Origin of the sequence: Pseudomonas sp. 3HC3 (assembly GCF_044904505.1) — a bacterium.
GTDB classification, from domain to species: domain Bacteria; phylum Pseudomonadota; class Gammaproteobacteria; order Pseudomonadales; family Pseudomonadaceae; genus Aquipseudomonas; species Aquipseudomonas putida_Y.
The window spans coordinates 125,310-143,447 of the sequence record NZ_JADDRH010000005.1 but is presented as its reverse complement, the minus strand read 5'-3'; the positions used below and the strand labels follow the sequence as shown (position 1 = coordinate 143,447).

The window sequence follows — 18,138 nt, the reverse complement described above, 5'->3', positions numbered from 1 at the left end:
CTCAAGAACAGTTTCGGGAATATTCGGACGTGAGCGAAACAAACGCTTCTGAACGCGAGGCAAACACTGTGCCCACGTTGTCGAGTGGCTATCTCAGTCGAACTGCCAACCAGCCGGTATTTGGCGTGCGTCGGCCGCTGTGGCGCTCGGACGATGACCAGCGCAAACTGTTCAGCGATGAAAACAGCAAACTTCGCACTTCGGTGTGGCAGCGCGACAATTACACCTGCCGCTTTTGCGGGTTCAAGTCTGCAAAGTTTCAGGAACTTCATGCACTGGACGGCAATGCCGACAACTGCACCAAGGAAAACCTGATCACCGCCTGCAACCTGTGTCGTCAGGTTCATCATCTTGGCGCCTGCGCCATGAATGACACCGGCTTTTTCGTCGCCGTGCAGGAACTGACGCAAACCGAGATCAATAACATTGCCCGCTGTATCTACGTTAATGAGTTGCTCGATGACGTGGCGGCCAATGAAAAGCTGGCCAGCCTGCTGGCAGCTTTCAAGTTTCGTGGTAATGACACGCTGAAAGAAATATTCGGTGGCGAAGTCATCACCGTGCTTGGCGTGGCGGAAACCCTCGCGAGCAAGCAACTTGTCAGCGATGAAGAATTTAGCAAGCGCGCTGAATGGTTGGCGCCGTTACGGCTGTTCCCAACCAAAAGCGCGTTCAAAGATGGACAGCTCGAATACTACGCGGCCAATAACCGTGCGGTGTTTTTGCCAGCTAACTGGTCGGCATTGACCGGCCAGTTACTGAAGAATTTTGCTTGATGCAGCCGCTCGTACTGCTGCTCAGTCTCGCCGTTGAGAGCGTTGGCAAGGGAGAACAAGGAAATGTTTAACAAACTCGAGGCGGTGATCCTGACGGTGCTGAGCCAGCTCAAGGCAGACGTGCAGGACTATTGCGACCTGGAAACGGTCGATGGCGGGCAGGCCATCGTCGCAAACGACGGTTCGCTGGCTTCCATCGTGCGCTTCAACGGCACCAAGAGCGTGCTTGGGCGCGAACAGTTCGAACGCCTGGTCAGCCTGCTGGAAGCGTCGCTCTCGGTGTACTTCAAGGTACGCGGCCACCACCTGCAGATTGTCTTCAGCCGCGACCTGGATGCGACCGCGCCGCTGGAGCAGAACGCCTTGCAGCAGGCAGCAACCGCCGAGCGGCTGAATCTCAACGTGCGGCACCTGATCAACGAAGGTGTCAGCAAGTACGCTCAGTATGTGTATGACGAAGAATGCTACCTGGTGTTCTGGTCGCGGCCCGCGCTGCTCGACCAGACCGAAAGGTCGATGGCGCGCGAGGCGCTGAACGAGTTCAGGAAGGAATCGGAGTGGCCGGCCACCGCCGAAGCGCAGAACCTGCTGCGGCCTATTTCCTACCTCAAGGACCGCCACCTTTCCTTTGTCACCAAGATTTCCGAAGACCTGACGTCCCCTGAGTTCGGTTGCTCGGCGGATGTGCTCGACGTCAGTGAAGCGATCCGCGCCATCCGTGCAAAGGTAAACCCCGACATCACGCCGCGTACCTGGAAGCCCTATATTCCGGGTAGCGCCATTCCCATGCGCTGGAAGACCAGCAAGCGCAATGGCGACATGTCGGAGTTCATGTACCCCACGCTGCCCAGCCAAATCATGGTCACTTCGGCTGAAATCGGCAGTGGCGAGCGCACCAGCCTGCTGCCGGACCCTACCAGTGTGCGGGTTGGCTCGCGCGTGTATGCGCCGTTGTTGATGTCGATTCCACCGGCAGAGCCGCAATACTTCAACACCCTGTTCAACAGCCTCAACCGCGCGGAAACGCAAGAGAACGGTGTGTCGCGCGCTTTGCCGTATTCGGTGTCGATCATGCTGTCCTCCGACGGCATGAGTGTGCTGGCCTGGAAGAGCCTGTTCGCCCAGCTGCTGTCGGTCACCTCCGAGCAGAACCGCAACATCAACCTCGCCACCAAGGAACTGCGCGAGCGCGTGCGTGACGGTGAATGCATGGTCAAGCTGCAGGTGGCCGCGATGACCTGGGCCAGCCCGGACGAAAAGGGCGTGAAGGAACTGGCGCTGCGCAAGTCGAAGCTTTGGCGGACCCTGGAAGCCTGGGGCCAACCCGTTTTCATCGAACGTACCGGTAACCCGATGCAGGCGTTTCAGTCCAACTGTCTGGCCCTGACCACTAAGCACCTGGGCGACCCGGCCGCTGCGCCGCTGGGCGATGCCGTGGCCATGCTGCCGCTGACCCGGCCAGCTTCGCCGTTCCAGGAAGGGTCGACCATCTACCGCAGCCTGGATGGCAAGATCCTCAAGTACCAGCGTTTTTCCTCGCAGCAGACCACTTGGATCACCCTGATTGCAGGCAAGCCAGGCTCGGGCAAGTCGGTGTTGATGAACAACAACCACTTCGAATCGTGCCTGATGCCGGGCCTGACCGGGTTGCCCTACATCGGCATCACCGACATCGGTATTTCTTCGTCCGGTTTCTGCGACCTGGTGCGCGACAACCTGCCACCACGGCTGCATCACCTGGTGGTGTACAAACGTTTGCAGAACGCTCGCAAGGACTGCATCAACCCACTGGATACACCGCTTGGCCAGCGTTACCCGCTGCCGAAGGACCGCGAGTTCAACAAGAACTTTCTCACTATCCTGGTGACGCCGCCCGAACGCGAGAAGCCCTATGAAGGGATGAGCAACTTCGTCGGCCGCATGGTTGACCTGGCCTACCGGCGCAAGGACGACAAGATCGAGAGGGCCAGCCCGGAAACCTACAAGCCCGGGCACAACGACGTGGTCGACGGCGCCGTGGCGGCGCTGGGCTTTCGCATTCTGCCGGCCACCACCTACTGGGAACTGGTCGATGCAATGTTCGATGCCGGCATGGTGTACGAAGCGGAAGTCACCCAGCGCTATGCGGTGCCTACCCTCAACGACCTGGTGGCGGTGGCATCCACCGAAGAGGTGCGTGCCGAGTACGAAGGCTCCGGTGAGGTAGGGCGCAGCCTGGTCGATGCGTTCATTCTCGGCATTCGCGAGGCGGTCGGCGACTTCCCGGTGTTCGCCGACCACACCCGTTTCGACGTCGGCAGTGCCCGCATCGTTGCCCTCGACCTGCAGGACGTGGCGCTGCAGGGCTCTGCTTCGGCCAAGAAGCAGACTGCCTTGATGTACATGATCGCCCGCCAGTGCTTCATGAAGAAGGTGGCATTCTCGAAGGAGGACTTCCCGTTCTTCACCGAGAAGTACCTGCCGTTCTACGAGCGCCTGGTGGCCGACCTGGTGGATGAATACAAGGTCATGTGCATGGACGAATTCCACAAGACCGGTGGCCACGTGGGCTTGCAGGAGCAGATGCAGACCGATGGCCGCGAGGCCCGTAAGTGGAACATGGAGATCATTCTGGCTTCGCAGTTGATGGAAGACTTCGGCCAGCTGACCAAGATCGCCACGGCCACCTTCATCCTCGACTCGGGCACCAAGGAAACCCGCGACTGGTTGCGGAAGAACATCGGCCTGTCCGACACCGAAGAGCATGCGCTGGTCAACTTCGTGCACGGTGCGAACAAGCATGGCTGTACCTTCCTGGCCCGCTTCGAGACCAAGAATGCCACCTACAGCCAGCTGTTCACCATGTCTGCCGGGCCGATGCGCCTGTGGGCACTGACCACGACCGCCGAGGACCGCAAGCTGCGCACCATGCTCTACGAGCACATGCCGCGCCCCGATGCGCTGGCCCTGCTGGCCCGGCGCTTCCCGTCAGGGGGGTGCAAAGACATGGTCGAACGCTTGAAGCGAGAGACGTTCAAGGACGTCGAGTTCGTCGATGACGACATGGAGCAGTCGGTGATCGCGCGGATCGCCAAAGACCTGGTGGCTGACTACATCAGCGCCAGTGCATTCGAAGACGTAGTGTGAGGGAGTGACAGATGGCTCAGTACAAGGGCGCATCCCGTCAGCATGAAATCAGCAGCAGCCGCAGGCGCAAGGATACCCGCCTGGCCGGGCAGCGCTTCAGTGATTTCTTCCAGTCGGCCGACGGCGCGGTTTTCGGAACCTTCGCGCTACCGGTCCTGGCGCTGATTTCGATCAAGGTGCCCTTTTCCGGTGAGCTGCTGTTGCTGCTGGCCTGGGCGTTCAAGCGCAAGTTCGTCGACGTCGACAATCGCACGTTCGATTTCCCTTATCGGGTGCCTAAGCTGGCGGACGTCAATGACGGCTCGTACAAGGGCAAGAAGAAAGGTGAGGGCGTGACTCTCTTCGGCAATGACCTGGAGAGCAAAGAGCAGATCTACGCCGGCGACAGTGACCTACGCACCCACCAGTTGGTGCTGGGTACCACTGGCTCCGGTAAGCCGCAGCCCAAGCATGCCAAGGTGCTGACTCCGGGCGGCTGGGTGGAAATGGGCCGCATCCGGGTCGGCGACAGCGTGTGCACGCCCGATGGCAAGCAGGCTGCGGTGCTGCGGGTGATTGAGCAGGGCATCCAGCCGATCTGGACCGTGGCCACGCGTGACGGGCGCCGGGCGCAAGCCACGGGTGACCACCTGTGGCGGGTGCTTACCCGCGGGCAGGATGGCAGCGAAGAAGCCCATACGGTGACCACCGACGCCATTCGCGAGTTGATGGGGCGCGGCATCGTGGTGATGCTGCCCAAGGTGCGCAAGAAGCGCGGCTCGGCCAAGTTCAATGGCTGGGCCGAGGTGTGGAAAGTGACGGCTGCCGGCCAGGCACCTTGCCAGTGCATCGAGATCGATCACCCGCATCACCTCTACATCACTGACGACAGCCTGGTCACCCATAACACCGAGCTGTTGCTCGGCATCGTCTTCAACGCCTTGGTGCAGAACACTGGTTTCATCTACGTCGACGGCAAGGGTGACCCCAAGCTGCAGAAGGAAATCTTCCGCCTGTCGCGCTACCTGGGCCGCGAAGATGACCTGCTGATCATCAACTTCATCACCTCTGGCCGCGACTTCGTCGAGAAGCAAGTCGACAAGGTGACCAACAACATGAACATGATGGGCAACACCTCGTCGGGCATGTTGATCGAGCTGATTGTGTCGCTAATGGATGATTCCGGCGGCGGCGGTGACATGTGGAAGGGGCGGGCGATCATGTTCGTGGCAGCCCTGACGCGGCCGCTGACCTACCTGCGGGACAAGGGGCACATCAACCTGTCGCCCGAGAAGTACCTGGAATATTTCGAGCTCAACGTCATCGAAGATCTGGTGTGGGAGCACGGCGGCAAGTACGGTGAGATGTTCGACGTGATCGTCGCCCCGTTGCGCTCGTACCTGCTAACGCTGCCAGGCTACCAGAAGGCGAAGTTCAAGAAGCAGGAAACCAAGACCCTGGAGCAGCACGGCTACATCGTCATGCAGCTGGGACGGATCTTCAACGACCTGACCTTCAACTACGGCCATATCTTCAAGACCCGCGTCGGTGACGTGGACTTCTATGATGTGGTGATCAACCGCCGCTTGCTGGTGGTGCTGCTGCCGGCGCTGGAGCGTGCACCGGACAGCATGCGCATGCTTGGCAAGATGATTGTAGGCAGCATCAAGCAGATGATGGCCGGCTGCCTGGGCAACCGGGTCGAAGGGGTAGTGCGCGAAATCATCGACAGCCGACCGACCGGTTCGAAGTTCCCGTTCTATACCATTCTCGACGAATATGGCTATTACGCCGTGGTCGGCTTTGCCGTGGCCCCGGCCCAAGCGCGTAGCCTGGGCTTCAGTGTCACCTTCGCGGCGCAGGACTTTTCCTCGCTGAAGAAATCCAGCGCCGAAGAAGCGGATGCCACCTGGGAAAACACCAACATTCGCGCCGTTGGCCGCCTGACCTCGGGCACCGAATCGGAAACCTGGCGGCGCGTGCAGGGTGCGGCGGCCGAGTCTTCGCAAGCCATGCTGGGCAACTTCGAACGTGTTGCGGGCAACGAAAAATTGCGGCAGTCGGACAACATTGCCATCGAGCAGCGCAGCCGGTTGAACTACGACGACGTCGCCATGCAGGAGAACGGCGAGTTCACCTTCCTGATCGGCAAGAAATCGCAAAATGGCAAGACCGGTGGCGTGGCGCTTATTCGCGGCCTGGGCTTCTACACGGCCGGCCCGGCGCCGAAGGAAATGCGCATCAACGATTTCATTCCGGTCGAGCCGCCTGAGCCTTCGGACCTGCCGCAGAACCGGCAGTCGCGCCAGGCATTCGTCGACAGCCTGAAGGATGGCTCTTTCGCCAAACGGGTACGCGCGGTAGTGAAGGGTGACCCAACTCTTGCCCGCATGCACAGTGTGTTCGAGCATAACTATGCCGACCCTGACCGGCCTTTGCTGGGCCGGCTGGACACCTCGCTCGGCGTGCTTGGGGCGTATTTGTCCGGCGACCTGAAGAAGCCGGCTCCAGCAGCACCACTGGCAGAAAAACCGGCGCCGCAGGCCCCCGCCGAGGTGCCGGATGCGGTAATGGTTACAGCAGCTCCAGTGCCCGCACCACAAATTGACCCCATGAGCCCGGAGGGGATCCAGGCAAGCATCCTGGCCGTTGCCGACCTTTTGGCCGTGACGCCAGTAACGCCAGCCATTGCACCGGTAGACGAGCAGGAACTGGACGATGAATGGGCACGTGAGCTGGCCATGGTCGTGCCTCAACAGATGCTCGACATGCAGCTGATGGCCAGCGGCGAAGGCTTTGCATCGCTGTCGGACAAGTGGGCCGCACAAGAGCGGATCGAGCAAACCTGCGCAGAAATTGCCCGGCAAACGGACTACAGCGTTACCCCTGAACCCGCTGCTCAAGGTGTGGCCGGCATGCGCGAGCGGCTGAATGACCTGCAGGCCAAGTGCCGCCTGATGATGAAAGAGCAGCCGCCCAAGTAAGACCGGACGTCAGAGCCCTAGATCGGCGTGTGATTCTATTTTTTGTCATAAATTGACGACGATAGATATCTGACAGATAATCAGAAACAAGAATTTTTGCATGCTAAGGTGAGGCGATGGGGTTGTTCAGTTCAGGGAAGAAGGCTGCGAAGTTCGCGTTCATCACCATGCCGATGGCGGCGCTTGGCGTGAATCAGCTGCGCATGGGCAACCAGCACATCAAGGCACTCTGGCGTTCCAACTTCAGCCCAGCGTGCCCCGAGTGCGAGCGAGGTGTGCTGCTAAAGACGGAAGGTGACCACCAGGAGTTCGAGCAGGAGCCGAAAGGCAAGATGCGTGTGCTGCACAGCTGGGGTTGCAACAACTGCGACTTCGCCTTGCTTGAAGAGGATGACGTCAAGAAGGTCAAGGAGCATGCCGCGCGCTACCGCAACGAGCGAGTCAAGGCGCAGTTGACCACCATTGAGCGTGACGAGATCGACCGGATTGCCCGTAGCCACCGCTTGCACTCCAGGGCGTTCTTCATTGCCAGCGCTGCTGCGATTGCCGGGTTCATCTACATGCTGGCGACCGGCGCGGGCATCCTGATCGCCCTCAACTGGCTGTCGATCGGCTTCGCGCTGTGGGTATTCGGCATGAAGAAGTCCTATCGCAGCTGGCAGGTCTCGACCGGGCAGCTGTTCGTCGAGGGCGCGTTCTGGTTTTGGTTCCAGCACCAGAAATGGATCATCTGACCATGATGCGCAAGCGGCCCCAGTGGTTGTTCATCGCCCTGATGTGCTGCGCCATGCAGGCATTGGCCGATGACTTCTATGCCGTGCGGCCTGCGGATATCGACTGCGTCGTGCAGGCCGCCCAGCGCCAGGGTGTGCCGGCCAACGTGCTGTTGGCCATCTCCAGCAAGGAGAGCGGCAAGAACGGCCAAAGCGTGTCGAACCGCAATGGCACCTTCGACCTTGGCCACTTCCAGATCAATACCACCCACTGGGGCCCGAAAGGTGTGTTTGCCGCATACCCGGCGATCACCAAGTCCGATGTTGCCTGGCGCGGTTGTTACAACGCGGAGTTGGCGGCATGGCTGTTGCGCCAGAAGCTGGACGAGAACAACGGCCAGGACTTCTGGACCCGCGCCGCCAATTACCACTCGCGTACCCGCAAATTCAACGACATCTACAAGAAAGACCTGATCCCGCTGGCGGTGAAATGGGGCAAGTACCTCGAGCGGCAGCGCCACGCCAGGCTGGTGGTCAGCTACCAGTAACGCAGGTCGCCGCAGAATGCCAAGGCTTCTGGGTAAGGGTTACCCCGGGTCGATGAACAAGACAACTTCAGGAGTTTTTACATGAAAGGAATACGCATGGGTGCACGCGCCTGCAAGGCTGGCGGTGTGCTGGTGGCACTGGTTGCGCTGGGTGGTTGTGCCAGCTCTGCCAAGCCTACTACCGAAGACACCGAGGCGTTTGCCAGCCGGATCATCGCCGACAAGGTGTCGGTAGCGGTCAATTCTCAGCACACCTACGTTTCGCGGCTGAACGCCGACCGTGTGCAAGCTGCTTCGCGGCAGGCTGCAGTAGACACCGACCAGGTCGATATCGACTTCATTGGCAAGCCTCAGGAGCTTCTGCAGACCTTCGCCAGCCGTTATGGCTACGCCTATGTCGAGAGCGGCAAGCGCGTCGATCTCAAGCCCATCAACGTGTGGGTGCGCAAAGCAACGCCGATCAACGTGCTGAAGGATGTGGGTGCACAGATCGATACCGGTGCCGATGTGGTGCTGGACAAGAGCACCAACACGCTGCGCCTGATCTACAAGCCGGTACCGCTGGCGCTGGGGAGGGGCTGAACATGGCGATGGACATGCCCCCGATGACCCTCGAGGACGCCGAGCGCCTCTATGACAAACCCGCCTACGTGCAGCAGCAGGGTGACGCCGGCGATGCCAGGTCGGCTATCGAGGCCATGCGTGATGAGAAGAACCAGGCATCGGCCGCGCGCGGCGAAGCCATTCTCGATGCGGCATTGCAGGTGGGGGTGAAGGCTGGCCTGGCGTGGCAGCTGACCAACATTAACAAAGCCCTGAAGCTGCGCGAGCGTGAGTTCGACACCGTCTATGACTTCAGTAGCCTGATGATCCAGGATCGCGTCGTGCCGCCGGTCATCACCGAGGCGCGCCACCTGTACAACCAGGACGGCGACTACACGCTGCGCCTGTCGGGGGCGGCCTACAAGATCGAGTCACAGGCACGCTTTTCCTCCGTGCCGCCCAGCTGGCGCGAATACCTGAACTTCCCGCCGCCCACCTTCGACCGCACCTCGTTGGTTTCGGCGCTGGTGCCGCGTTCCGACGAGGAAGAGCGGGTGTGGAAACTGGCCGTGCGCGAGGGCTGGCAACAAGGTGTCGAGCAGGCCAACCTGATGCTGACCTACGGCTTCGACCGGATGAACCGCGATATCGATGGTATGCGCCGTTTCAATGAGTTTGCCCGTCACGGCCAGGTCACCATGCCGATCATCTCCGGTGCGGCGATCCCGGTTACCCGGGAAGGACGGTCGATGGCGGTGGACGAAACCCTGCTGCGCATCACCGCCTTGCCCGAGTTCAACGAAAACATGAACGTGTGGCGCAGTTCGATCGCTACTTCGACCATTGCCAACCCTCCACGCCGTGCGCCGGTAACCGGCGCTGGCAGCCCGGCGTCATCGCCTGCTGCAGCCCGACAGCCCGCGGGCGTTGAAGGCGGGCGGCAATGAAGCAGGACTTCCACGACGACGTGATGATGCTGGAGCCGGGTGCGATGATCGAGCGCCTGGAGCGCCTGACCAGTTACGAAGACCCGTTTCGTTTCGATCGCGCCGACCAGTTCAAGGCCATGATGCTGGAAACCCTGACCCATGGCGTCAGCGACATTTTCATCCAGCCCGCATTGCCGGTGGTGGTGAAGAAATATGGGCGGATGTATGCGGTCACCCGGCGTGCGCTGGATGTCGGGGAAGTCAACGAACTGCTGAAGATGGCGGCCAATCGGGACACCGCCACCACCGATATCGTCTCCGGCACGGCGGTCAACGAGCGTTACGAGTTGTTCGACCCGGAGCGCAAGGATGCCCGCGGTGCGCGCCTGCGTTATGCCTACCGGGTAAACGCCTCGCCTATCGCCTGCCATGGCGATACCTCGTGCCAGATTGTCATCCGGGCCATTCCCGATGACCCGCCACGCATCCAGGACGTGGGCCTGAGCGAGGAAATCGTCAGAATGGCCACGCCACGTGATGGCATTGTCTATGTGGCCGGTGCCACCGGCCATGGCAAGACCACCACCTTTGCCGCCATCAACCGCTTCATCCTGGAAAACGACACGCCGATCAAGGGCAACCTGATCAGCCATGAAGAACCGATCGAATTCACCTACGACAAGGTCCAGAGCAAGCACTCGATCTTCGTGCAGTCGCAGATCCCCACGCACTTCAAAGACTTTTACCGGGCAAACCGCGAGGCCATGCGACGTGCGCCTGGCCTGTGCGTGATCGGCGAGTTGCGCGACCAGGAGACCATTCGCGCGGCGGTGGAGCTGTCGCTGACGGGGCACCCGGTGTTTGGCACGGTGCACGCCAAGGATGTGGCGGCGATCATGCGCCGGATGATTTCCCGCTTTCCGGAGCAGGAGCGTGCCACCGCCATCTACGACCTCGTCGATACCAGCCGCTTCATGATGGCGCAGAAGCTTGTGCCGACGGTGGATGGCAAACGCACCGCTGCGCGATCGTGGCTGAGGTTTACCGAGCAGGTGCGCGACACCTTGATGGACCTGACCGACATGGGCCGGGTAACCCAGCGGGTTGCCGAGTTCGTGCGTGAAGAAGGGCATACCTTTGCTGCCGAGGCGGATCGCCTGCTGGCCGCAGGCCTGATCAGCGAGGCGACTGCCCGCGACCTGCGCCACGGCTGAGGTGCGGGCTGCCCATTAATGCTGACTGCAACGAGTTTACGGAGAAGTTATGGCAACAGGACGGTATCACTGGAGCAGATGCGCTCCCCCCGCACGTTTTTTCGTGATCAATGCAAGTGCCGCCTTGCCGTGGTTGATGTTGCTGCTGGTACCGGCGCTGTGGAAGTTTCTGCTGCCACTGGCGCTGTGCATGACGATTGCCCTGGTCTACATCGAGGTGGTGAAGAAAATGACTGTGCGGGCGGTTTGCCGCCGAGCCGCAGTGTTCATGGTGGGGCGAGTGCGTACCACGCACAATTTGCTCAAGGAACTGGCCAGGTAGTTGGCAAGACAGACATGACCGGCAGAGTCTTTGTGGCGGCCAGAGGAGGCGTTGAATGAAGCAACAGGGAGGTGGGCAGAAGAGCTTTACCTGGGATGACCCCGCCATTTTGCTCGGGATCATGGCAGTGCTTTACCTCGGGGGGTGGGGTGCCTGGTACTTCGCTCACGACAAGATTGCCAAGGTGTACACCTACATTCGCTACGTCGAGCTGTGGTTGCCAAGTGTGCTGGGCGACTTTGTCGCGCTGCCAGGTATTGCCTCGATCAACCAGTGGGTCGGGCGCATGTGTGCGCCGGAAGGCATCATCGGTGCCTGTCAGCGAGATTTTTCCAGCGTGGCGTGGGGTGAAATCACTTCGTCGTCGCTGCTCATGAATGGTTTTTTCCTGCTGTTGATGGTGATCCTGTCGGTGCGCATGTTCCTGCGTATCAACAAGACCCACCCCAAGCTCAGGTTCACCAAGACGCACAATATCAAGAGCTTTGTGCAAGAGAACAAGGCGCAGTACCCGCACCTGCGCATGTTCGCCGAGCTCGACCTGATCGCCCAGCCGCTGGACCACCCAGTGTTCGGCATGTCGCAGACCTCCCGCCAGTTTGCCTACCGGCACTCGTTGATCAGTGGTTGGCAGGAGCAATCGGATCGCAGCTGGGCACCAACCCTGGATCGCGAGAAAACCACCGAGGTGATGCGTCGCCAGTTGGGCCAGCACTGGACCCGGGTTGCCAATCTGACGCCGGCAGAAACACTGCTGGTGGCGATAGCGTTGCCGCGGGTGGTCGCCACTGATACGGCGCTGGATGACAATGCCTTCAAGGCGGCAATGGCCGACAGCGACTACATGGTTGCCTGGTGCTGGGATCAGTTCAAGGCACCTGCCGGCAAGGCCGAGCAGCGGGGCGACCCTTATGCCTGGCTGAAGCCCGAAGTGCCGCTGGAAGAGCCTCGGGCGATCATCCAGAAGTACATCAAGCACCCCAATGCCAGTGCGATCCTGCACGCGCACGCATTCGTCCGCACCATCATCTTTGCCATGTTCTTCCAGGCGCGCCGCCTGGGTGTGCTGCCACCCGCAGAAATGCGCTGGCTGCGTTTCTTCGACCGTGACATGTGGTATGCCCTGCAGACGATCGGGCGCCAGGCCGGTTTCCCGGAAGCGCCGGGGATCCTGTCGCACTTTCTGTATGAGTGCAAAGCGGGGGTATCGCTGGCGGAGCCGCAGCTGGACAAGGCGGTCAACGGGCTTGAACTGGCGATGTCGGCGTACAAGTATTCCGAAGCCGACAAGAAGCGCTATGAGGCCCTACAGCAGGAGAGGTATGCCGCGGCACAAGGGGCAGCGCTCGATGAGGGGGCTGCCTGAAGCTCAGTCTTGAGGGTTTGGATAAAAGCAAATGGCCATCTATATAGATGGCCATTTTTTGTTTTTTTGGTGCCTTTTTTTGCTTTTTTGTTAGAATGCGGTCGTATTGGATTCTTAATAGGGACATCGAGCCATGAAGGGTGTGATTGCAAGACCTGTCGCCGTGCTGGCGGCGCTTGCGGCGGGGGTTTCCGTCGCCCATGCCGCCCCGGCACAACCGGCGGACCTCTCTGCCTTCATCACCGCTCAAGGCACCGCGCAGGTAAACGCTGGCCAACAGGCGTTTGATGACCTGACCGCGCAACGGGTGTCGCGCTATGGGCGTATCGTCAGTGCCCGGCCGGTCGGCCTCGGCGGGCTGACCGCCTGGACTGTTGAAAAGAACGGCCATCAAGTGGTGCTTTTCAGTACGCCGGACTCTGCGGTGCTGTTCACCGGTGTGGCCTGGAATGCCGAAACGGGCAGCAATATCTCCGATGCCTTCCTGCCTGGCGTCGCCCAGGCCGTCGTTGCGCCGCCTGCAGCTGCCCCGGTCGCGGCCGCGCCAGCTGCGCCGCAGATGTCACCCGTTGAGGCGCCGAATGTGCGTGAGGCCGCAGCCATGGACGGCACCTTCAAAGGCGCGGTCCCGGAGTCGATGAAAACCGTCGACTCCCTGGCAGGCATCAAGGAAGGCAAGGGCGGCATCGGCGATACCGTCTACATCATCATCGACCCGCGTTGCCCGTACTGCCGCGAAGCCTACAACCTGACAAGGGCCTACGCAGCAAAGGGTCATTCGATCAAGTGGATCCCGTCTGCAGCACTGGGTAACCCGGCGGATGGCGTGCCGTTGGCCGCCACCATCCTGCAGACCAAGGACCAGAAGATGCTGGCGCGGGTACTGGGCAACCACGAACAGGTCCGCTCCGAGCCATCGCCGGAAACCGTCGAGCAGCTGAGCACCAACCTCGCGTTTCTGTTCGCCGCATTCGAACACAACGGCAAGGAACAGGCGGGTGTGCCGGCTGCATTCTTCATCGATCACCGTACAGGGAAGCCAAGGATGATGACCGGCCTTTCACAGGCGGTCGTGCTTGAAGACATCTTTGGAAAACTTTAAGGAGCAAAGTACATGAAAGCCAAAGCGCCGAACTTTGAGTTCGACCCCAGTATCCGAATCTTCGGTTCGGGCGAGCACTTGCTGGTGGTGTTCGACAGCCAAAGTCCCCATGACGCACAGCGGGCTACCCGTACCGTGCGTATCGCCAGGGCGTTCCAGCAGCTGTCGCTGGTGGTGGCCGGCTTCGATGCGGCTGAAGATGATGGCCATCTGCGGGTGCTCAAAGGTAGCGTCAGCCTGGCGATCGAGGGCGATGGCGGGCTGCTGGTCAGTCACGAACTGGCGGCCCTGCAACTGGTGTTTCATGCCGAGGCAGACCGCAAGGGTGCGCTTACCCATATCGAGCCTGCGCTGGTTGCCTACACGGTGCGCCAGGCCCTTTCGGAATGCCTGAACGAGGCCCTGAACGACTACTTCCAGCGCCAGGAAACTGAAAGGGCGTCTGTGCCTGCAGAGGTCGTGCGCCCGGTTTCGTTGACTGCTTCGCAGTACCAGGGTGCAGCGTCCCAGCCTTCGCGCAAGGCCTTGCGCGAGCAGGCCGCAAGCAGTGCCGAGAGCCAGGCCAGGTCACGCCGGCGCAAGACCGCAATGGCCTGGCTGGTGCCGCCTTTGGTGGTAATTGCGGTGATGGCGACCATGTCTCATCTTGCTTCCTCCCAGTCGCCGATTGAAAATGCTGTCGCGCAGCAGATGGCGAACGACCCGGAGTCGATCAAGGCGCAGGTGGAATTGACCAAGCAGACCCTGCAGTCCATGGGGCTTGATCCAGGTCAGGGTGGTGACATTGGGTGCCTGGCGCCGCAATGATTACCATTGCTTCCTGCTCCATGGATGGGGTATGCCTTTCGCTGGTTTGCGGGCGCTTAGAATGGCGGGGAGTCCTCTCGCGTCGCCCGAATGCTGCCTTGTGGTGCCGAAGGAGGATCTTTTCCAGGATTGGAGAATGAGAGCGGGCCCGGCCTACGAAGCTTGGTGCTGCTGTTCTGCTTGAGCGGAGTGTGTAAGCCTGCGCAGGCACTTTAAGACTATTTTGGATTGGAAATCTTAGGTACGTTTATGCGACCAGCGAATGAAGTTAAAGACGGGGCCAAGTTATTGTCCCTTGCCCAGGGCCTGAGGTCGCTGCTGGTCCCCTCGCCAGATGTACTGGCCGACACCGTCAAGGAGTTGCACCCGTTGGTCAATTTGTCCGACAAGGTGCTGCCTTTGAAGTCGTATTTCAACATGGTTCAGGACATCCAGCGGGCCAAGCATACCCAGGCCGCGATGCGCGCTGCCGACGAGCCGCTTAGTCGCGAGGCTATTCAGCAGGGCGTGTCGCGCAAGCTCTGTACTGAAGACATCTTCATGGTTGCCTGTTCGTTCCTGGAAGTGGAAATCGCCAAGCAAGGCTCGGTGTACTACCTGAGCGGTGAATCACCCGATTTCAAGGAAACCAAGAAGAACCGAAACCCGCTCGACTTGTCTGACGAGGTCGTATTGAAGAACCTCTCGAGTGGCTTGGCGCGTCCGGACACCGATCGCGGGGCTGTGGAGCGGGGGCAGATCGATAGCGGTTTCAACCACCTGGTGCGGCTGAATCAGTTGCATAACCTGATGGTGGAGTCGGTGCGGCTGATGAAGGCGGACGAACGCCTGACCAAGGTCGATATCCGCAAGAAATTCAACATTTCGCACACGGACTACGAGCGCATGATGTCGATGGCGCGGCGTTCCGGGCTGATTTCGTTCCGCAACCGCAAAAAGGACCCGTCCAACTCCTACACCTTGCGTAATGACAACCATGAGCGGGTGTCGGAGCACGCCAAGAATTTTGGCCACACGCCGCAGAAGATGTTGAACAAGATTCTGGATGACTTCTTCGCAATGCTGGAAAAACGCAAAAAGCACGAGGACTGATTTACATGGGTATCCAGGGCCATAAGGATGTCGGGCCGGCAATAAGTGCAGAGGAGCGGGCCCGTGTAGCGCGGGCGGCCAGGCAGGTGGTGGCGTATGCCAACTTTCTGCGCTGGACGGCGAACTTCAAGCGGGACGAAGTGCTGCGCCATCCTGAACACGACCGCGTGATACTCCTCTCGCCCATGCAAAGTGGGCGTTTCAGCTTTGCCTTGGAGGGCGACACCTTGTATGTGGGTGTCCAGCCATTCGAGGCTGCCTGGGCTTCGTGCATGCCTTTCGAGGCTGCCTACGTCTCTGACCGGCTGTACCTGTCTGTCGAGGGCGTGAACTTCATGGATTCGCGCATGCCACCGCTGGCGCTGGGCATATTCGTCGACGAGGGTGAAAAGCGTGCGCGAATGGCCGCTGCTCGTTTCGTCCAGCTCATCCAGGTGTCGGTGTGTGACGGCTACGTGGTCGAGGTGGGCGAGCCGTGTGGCGATCCTGTCGAGATACGCCCGGGTGACGTGGTGCGCCAGCTCCGCGAGACCCGTCAAGCGAAGGTGCAGCAGCAAGACATGGGGCGGTTCTTCTGATGCGTTCAAGCAGACTTTACAAGTAAGGATACGTGCATGACCAAGTGTAAATTCATCCTGCCCGTGCTGGCCGCCGTGGCAATGGCGGGCTGTGTCACGACCGAGCAGATGCCGGACGGGACAACCAAGATTCGCTTCTCGGACGAAACGGTCAGCTCGCTGACTTCAATGATGCCCAATGGCCTTGTGACCGGTGTTGCTGGTGGTGCAGGTAGCGGCGGGCTCGACCTGATACCGACCAAGAGCCCTGTTGGTAATGGGCAGTACCTGTATTTCAACGGCCAGTATGACTACACCTGCGCGTCCGCGTTGCTGTACAGCGCCAAATCTGGCAAAGAACTGGATCGCGATGTCAACGAAGGGTGCCGTGACCGTTACTTCCAGCGGCAACTGGCGCTGAAACTTGCGGGCAAGCCGTACGACAGGGCGGCACCTGCCTATGATGCAGACAATCCGCCCGATGCATACTGGGCCAGGTTGAAAGGGCAGACCCTTGCTCGGTTGGCGGCCACGCAGCAGTTCGCCACGCGTTTTGGTGGTCTCCCGCGTGTCGATCGCAACGGTAACATCACTATCAGCGTAGGCTTCATGGGGGTGGGCAGTGGGCAGCATGTGGCTTTGACGACCACGCCTCAGCGTATCCCGGTTGTCATGGAAGATGCAGGGTTTGCTGCGCAGATGCGCACGCAGTCGGCCAAGCAGAATACCGAGGTTGGCGACTGGACAACGTGTGATGCCGTACTTGCCTACAATTCGGTGGCTGACAGAGGCGCGCGTCCGGCCAATATCGCGCCTGGTGACTATATGCAGTACGTGGTGCGCTTCACTGTATCGTCGCTCTCGTGCAAGGATGCCTTGCACGGGTACAAGAGCGCTTCGCGCTAAGCAGTGGGGTGCCCTGCGCCGGCGTGGTGAATAAGCGCCGAGTCGCCGTGGCACCCGGCCCTTCTTTCAGGCTGGGAGGCGATGCAGGCTGGGGGTATCACTGAGCCGCATTCCATATATCGTCAGCCGCTGCCACCGACTCGTCGATACCGGCCGCATGCGCGTCGGCCGCGTTCAGCCAGTTCTGATTAAGGTTCGCCTGCTGAGCCGCATGTTCATGGGCGAACTCGCGTTGCAGGATGGACGCTTCGATGCTGCTGAGCAGCGTGGGCGAGGCAGCGCCATATTCTGCGAGCAGTGCTCGCGACGCCTCCGGCGCAAGCTGATTGACTGCACCGCGCAACTCCTGACCGTACTCGGCCAGCACCGGCTGCTTGGCAATAACGATTTCCTCCGCTTGTGACGGGAATACGGAGGCTGTGAAGCTCTGGAAGTCCTGGGCAGTCGGCATGGTCTCGTCCTTACATGCTGTTGTCGTTGAGGTCCTCGCTGCGCGACAGCGATGGCTTGGTGTAGCGGGCGAATGTCTTGTCCAGCTCGGCAGCCAGGTAGGCCTGTTCGCTCTGGCGCAGCGCTTGTTTCATGAAGTCGCCGTCAGAGGCTGCGGACACCACCTGGTCTCGCAGGCTGCCCAGCAGCCCTTCACGATCCGCTCGCGAACCTGGGGTATTGTCGATCGCATCGATAGCACGGGTCAGTGACTGGCGCAGGCCGGATTCTGCATGGGGCTTTTCGTTGGGGGTGGCAACCTCAAAGGCAATGGCACTGATCACGGCGCAATGAATGGCCGTGAAAGCGTTGGCTTCGGCTGCCCTGCTTTGCATGATCCGGTCGGTGCGCAGGGTGTGCGGCGGCGTGCTGCGCAGCCATGCCGACTCATGTTCGGCAAGGGTGTCGATGGTCTGCCGGACTTTCTGGCCGTCAGGGCCCTCGCGCAGCGCCGCTTGCGCTACGTTCTCAAAGCTGATTGCCGGATTGCCTGAGGCCTCTATGGCTCTCTCGCGCATTAACCCAGCACCGATCACGAATCGGCTGGCATCACGTATTGATAGCTGCATCTATGTCCATCATTTATTCACAGGGCTTGAACGCGCCCAACCAGTCGGCATTCAGCATCGTCTGCTTCCCTGCGCGGCTCGCCGCGTCGCGTAGGCCTGATGCGGATATCCACTGA

The 18,138-nt window shown here is 60.4% G+C and carries 17 protein-coding genes; 15 read left to right on the top strand and 2 right to left on the bottom strand.

Annotated elements, in window-relative coordinates; translation table 11 throughout:
- Positions 1-29: 29 nt before the first annotated feature.
- The 15 genes from INQ47_RS10965 to INQ47_RS10895 all read left to right on the top strand — a co-directional run bounded on the left by INQ47_RS10965 (position 30) and on the right by INQ47_RS10895 (position 16,964).
- Complete coding sequence (locus INQ47_RS10965) at positions 30-776, top strand: HNH endonuclease (RefSeq protein WP_404701675.1); 747 nt, start codon at positions 30-32, stop codon at positions 774-776.
- 63 nt (positions 777-839) lie between these two features.
- Positions 840-3,902, top strand: a complete 3,063-nt coding sequence (locus INQ47_RS10960) for a type IV secretion system protein IcmB/DotO (RefSeq protein ID WP_019438927.1) — start codon at positions 840-842, stop codon at positions 3,900-3,902.
- 11 nt (positions 3,903-3,913) lie between these two features.
- Positions 3,914-6,865, top strand: a complete 2,952-nt coding sequence (locus tag INQ47_RS10955) for a type IV secretion protein DotL (protein WP_404701674.1) — start codon at positions 3,914-3,916, stop codon at positions 6,863-6,865.
- A 116-nt stretch (positions 6,866-6,981) separates the two neighbouring features.
- Positions 6,982-7,599, top strand: a complete 618-nt coding sequence (locus tag INQ47_RS10950) for a hypothetical protein (protein WP_404701673.1) — start codon at positions 6,982-6,984, stop codon at positions 7,597-7,599.
- Positions 7,587-8,126: a transglycosylase SLT domain-containing protein gene (locus INQ47_RS10945; RefSeq protein ID WP_404701672.1), complete on the top strand. Its 540-nt coding sequence runs from the start codon at positions 7,587-7,589 to the stop codon at positions 8,124-8,126. The genes INQ47_RS10950 and INQ47_RS10945 overlap by 13 nt, the downstream gene beginning before the upstream one ends.
- Before the next feature lie 81 nt (positions 8,127-8,207).
- Positions 8,208-8,708 carry a DotD/TraH family lipoprotein gene (locus INQ47_RS10940; RefSeq protein ID WP_223279199.1) on the top strand — a complete coding sequence of 167 codons (501 nt, stop codon included), beginning with the start codon at positions 8,208-8,210 and terminating at the stop codon, positions 8,706-8,708.
- 14 nt (positions 8,709-8,722) lie between these two features.
- Positions 8,723-9,616 (top strand): type IV secretory system conjugative DNA transfer family protein, encoded by an 894-nt coding sequence (locus tag INQ47_RS10935; RefSeq protein WP_404701671.1) that lies wholly within the window; start codon positions 8,723-8,725, stop codon positions 9,614-9,616.
- A complete protein-coding gene (locus tag INQ47_RS10930) occupies positions 9,613-10,812 on the top strand; it encodes an ATPase, T2SS/T4P/T4SS family (RefSeq protein WP_014592463.1) in 1,200 nt (399 codons plus the stop codon). The genes INQ47_RS10935 and INQ47_RS10930 overlap by 4 nt, the downstream gene beginning before the upstream one ends.
- A 103-nt stretch (positions 10,813-10,915) precedes the next feature.
- The gene (locus INQ47_RS10925; RefSeq protein ID WP_019438931.1) at positions 10,916-11,134 is read left to right on the top strand and encodes a hypothetical protein; all 219 of its coding nucleotides are present in this window, start codon (positions 10,916-10,918) and stop codon (positions 11,132-11,134) included.
- Between the two features lie 55 nt (positions 11,135-11,189).
- Positions 11,190-12,500 (top strand): type IV secretion protein, encoded by a 1,311-nt coding sequence (locus INQ47_RS10920; protein ID WP_404701670.1) that lies wholly within the window; start codon positions 11,190-11,192, stop codon positions 12,498-12,500.
- 133 nt (positions 12,501-12,633) lie between these two features.
- The gene (locus tag INQ47_RS10915; RefSeq protein ID WP_404701669.1) at positions 12,634-13,602 is read left to right on the top strand and encodes a hypothetical protein; all 969 of its coding nucleotides are present in this window, start codon (positions 12,634-12,636) and stop codon (positions 13,600-13,602) included.
- A 12-nt stretch (positions 13,603-13,614) separates the two neighbouring features.
- The gene (locus tag INQ47_RS10910) at positions 13,615-14,409 is read left to right on the top strand and encodes a hypothetical protein (protein ID WP_404701668.1); all 795 of its coding nucleotides are present in this window, start codon (positions 13,615-13,617) and stop codon (positions 14,407-14,409) included.
- 249 nt (positions 14,410-14,658) lie between these two features.
- The gene (locus INQ47_RS10905; RefSeq protein ID WP_026031970.1) at positions 14,659-15,501 is read left to right on the top strand and encodes a hypothetical protein; all 843 of its coding nucleotides are present in this window, start codon (positions 14,659-14,661) and stop codon (positions 15,499-15,501) included.
- A gap of 5 nt (positions 15,502-15,506) precedes the next feature.
- Positions 15,507-16,079, top strand: coding sequence for a hypothetical protein (locus tag INQ47_RS10900; protein WP_404701667.1), 573 nt, complete (start codon positions 15,507-15,509; stop codon positions 16,077-16,079).
- A gap of 36 nt (positions 16,080-16,115) precedes the next feature.
- On the top strand, positions 16,116-16,964 hold the full coding sequence (locus tag INQ47_RS10895) for a hypothetical protein (RefSeq protein ID WP_064491224.1): 849 nt from the start codon (positions 16,116-16,118) through the stop codon (positions 16,962-16,964).
- Positions 16,965-17,061: 97 nt separating this feature from the next.
- On the opposite strand, the gene INQ47_RS10890 is transcribed toward INQ47_RS10895, so the two are convergent.
- Entirely contained in the window at positions 17,062-17,415 is a 354-nt protein-coding gene (locus INQ47_RS10890) for a hypothetical protein (protein WP_404701666.1), read from the bottom strand.
- A 10-nt stretch (positions 17,416-17,425) separates the two neighbouring features.
- Complete coding sequence (locus INQ47_RS10885; RefSeq protein ID WP_404701665.1) at positions 17,426-18,022, bottom strand: hypothetical protein; 597 nt, start codon at positions 18,020-18,022, stop codon at positions 17,426-17,428.
- Positions 18,023-18,138: the final 116 nt, after the last annotated feature.